The sequence below is a fragment of the Ferrovibrio sp. genome, from assembly GCF_035304305.1.
Classification (GTDB): domain Bacteria; phylum Pseudomonadota; class Alphaproteobacteria; order Ferrovibrionales; family Ferrovibrionaceae; genus Ferrovibrio.
The window spans coordinates 1-2,274 of the sequence record NZ_DATGQG010000168.1 but is presented as its reverse complement, the minus strand read 5'-3'; the positions used below and the strand labels follow the sequence as shown (position 1 = coordinate 2,274).

The 2,274-nt window shown below is 65.2% G+C and carries 2 protein-coding genes; both read left to right on the top strand.

Translation table 11 applies throughout. From position 1 onward, the window contains the following. Nucleotides 1-1,770 (top strand): cbb3-type cytochrome c oxidase subunit I (locus VKZ87_RS18295; RefSeq protein ID WP_324222714.1); only part of this gene is annotated, 1,770 nt, incomplete at its 5' end. Beyond that, nucleotides 1,767-2,108, top strand: a complete 342-nt coding sequence (locus tag VKZ87_RS18290; protein WP_324222713.1) for a hypothetical protein — start codon at nt 1,767-1,769, stop codon at nt 2,106-2,108. The genes VKZ87_RS18295 and VKZ87_RS18290, both read left to right, overlap by 4 nt. Nucleotides 2,109-2,274 lie beyond the last annotated feature (166 nt).

Genomic DNA, 2,274 nt, shown 5'->3' with positions numbered 1-2,274 from the left:
CTGCTTTGGCAGCACCTGTTCTGGATTTTCGGCCATCCGGAAGTCTATATCATCTTCCTGCCCGGCGCCGGCATCGTCTCGACCGTGCTTCCGGTCATGGCGCGGACCAAGCTCCTCGGCTATCGCTGGATCATCGCCGCGATCGTCGCGCTCGCTTTCCTGAGCTTCGGCCTGTGGGTCCACCACATGTACGCGGTGGGCATTCCGCACATGGCGCTCGGCTTCTTCTCGGCCGCGTCGGCGCTGGTCGCAATCCCGACCGGCATCCAGATATTCGCCTGGCTCGGCACCCTCTGGTCGGGGCGGCCGCAGCTCAAGCTGCCGATGCTCTACCTGATCGGGTTCTTCTTCGTGTTCGTGATCGGCGGCCTCACAGGCGTGATGATCGCCGTGGTGCCGTTCGACTGGCAGGCTCACGACACCCACTTCATCGTCGCGCACATGCATTATGTGCTGGTCGGCGGCCTGGTGTTCCCGCTGCTTGCCGGCACCTATTACTGGCTCCCGCACTTCACCGGCAAAGAGCGCAGTTTCAAGCTTGGCGAGGCCGCCTTCTGGCTGATCTTCGTCGGCTTCAATCTCACCTTCTTCATGATGCACCTGACAGGGCTTCTCGGCATGCCGCGCCGGGTCGACGTCTATCCCGCCGACGCGGGCTGGACCGAGCTCAACCTTCTGTCCTCGATCGGCGGTTTCATCACGGCGTTCGGCTTCGCTCTGGTGGTCATCGACATCTTGCAAACGATGCTCGCCGGCCGAGCCAGCCGCCGCAATCCGTGGCGCGCGAGCACACTGGAATGGGCAATGATGCTGCGCCCGGGCACGTACAATTTCGTCAGCCAACCGCATGTCGCGAGCCGCGATCCGCTGGACGACGTACCCGATCTCGACGTCCGGCTCGCGCGCGGAGACGGTTATCTGGCGCGCGACCGCGACGGATTGCGCGAGACAATCGCCGTGTGCGTCAACAGCGGCCGTATCGATTATCTGGCGGTAGTTCCGACCAATAGCTGGCTGCCTGTCGTCACCGCAGCGGTGACCGGCCTGTTCTTCCTCGCCTTCCTGCTCGGCCTCTACTGGGTCGCGGCCGTGGTTCTCGCACTGCTCGCGGCGATGGGCTGGATCTGGGCACGAAAGATCGTCAGCCGCGCGGACGAGGGGCCGATCGACATAGGGCTCGGCGAGACTGCCTACGTCCATCATCAGGCCCAGTTTGCGCCCGGATGGTGCGGAAGCCTCGGGCTGCTTGTCGCCGACGGTACCATGTATGGCAGCCTGCTGTTCGGCTTTGCGTATCTCTGGACCATTGCACCCAACTGGCCGCCGCCGGCCTTCATCGACCCCAGCGTCATCGACCTTGTCGTGGGCACCGCCGGCTTCGGTGTTGCGGCCTGGGCGATGCGCGGTTCGCTGGCCGAGAACGGCCAAGGCGATCGGTACGGCACTGCGCGCTGGGCCCTTACTGCCGCGGCCGGGCTGGTCATCGGTGCACTGGCGCTGCTTGCCGCGCCCCTGTTCCGACTGCCCTCGCCCACCTCCCATGCCTACGCTGCGATTGCGACGATGCTCGTTGCCTATACAGTGCTGCATGCCATCGTGGCGCTGCTAATGGCCTTGTTCGGGTGGACCGGCGTTAAGGCCGGCTACGTCTCTCCAGCCCGCAGCCTGGTCCTGCGCGTAGTAGGATTGTGGACCGACTATGCGGCGCTTGCCGGCATCACTGCTCTTGTCGCGCTACACGTTCCGATCCTGTTAGGCGCCGGGCAATGAAAGTGCCTGCGATGATCTGGGTGGTCGCGGGATTCGTCGGCTGGGCGGCCGCGTTCGGGGCCATCTACGGTCTCCACGGCATCGGCTGCGCTTATGGCTGGGGCGCGGTCCCTATCGGCCCCACCAATCTCCACCGGGTGGTTCAGGTCGGCGCCTGGCTCGCCTTTCTCCCACCGCTGTTGCTGCTCGCACTCTGGCTGCGCCGCCGGCGCGCGCAGGCGAATGAAGGCGGCTCCACGCGCTGGCTGGCGCTGGTGGGGGAAACGACAGCATGGGCGGGCTTTGCTGCCACCGTCATCACCTTCGCCCCTACCGCGACCACCTCCGTCTGCGTATGACGGATCGGCCCATCGATCCGGCGCAGTCTTCCGCGTGGCTGCCGCGTTCGTCAAACCGCCTTGTAGAACCGGATCTTCACCGCCGGGCCTGCGGCTTCTTCCGCCATCTCCAGCGTGCCTATGAACGCCGAGCGGTTGAGCCAATCGTACTTGCCTACCGGCGCTT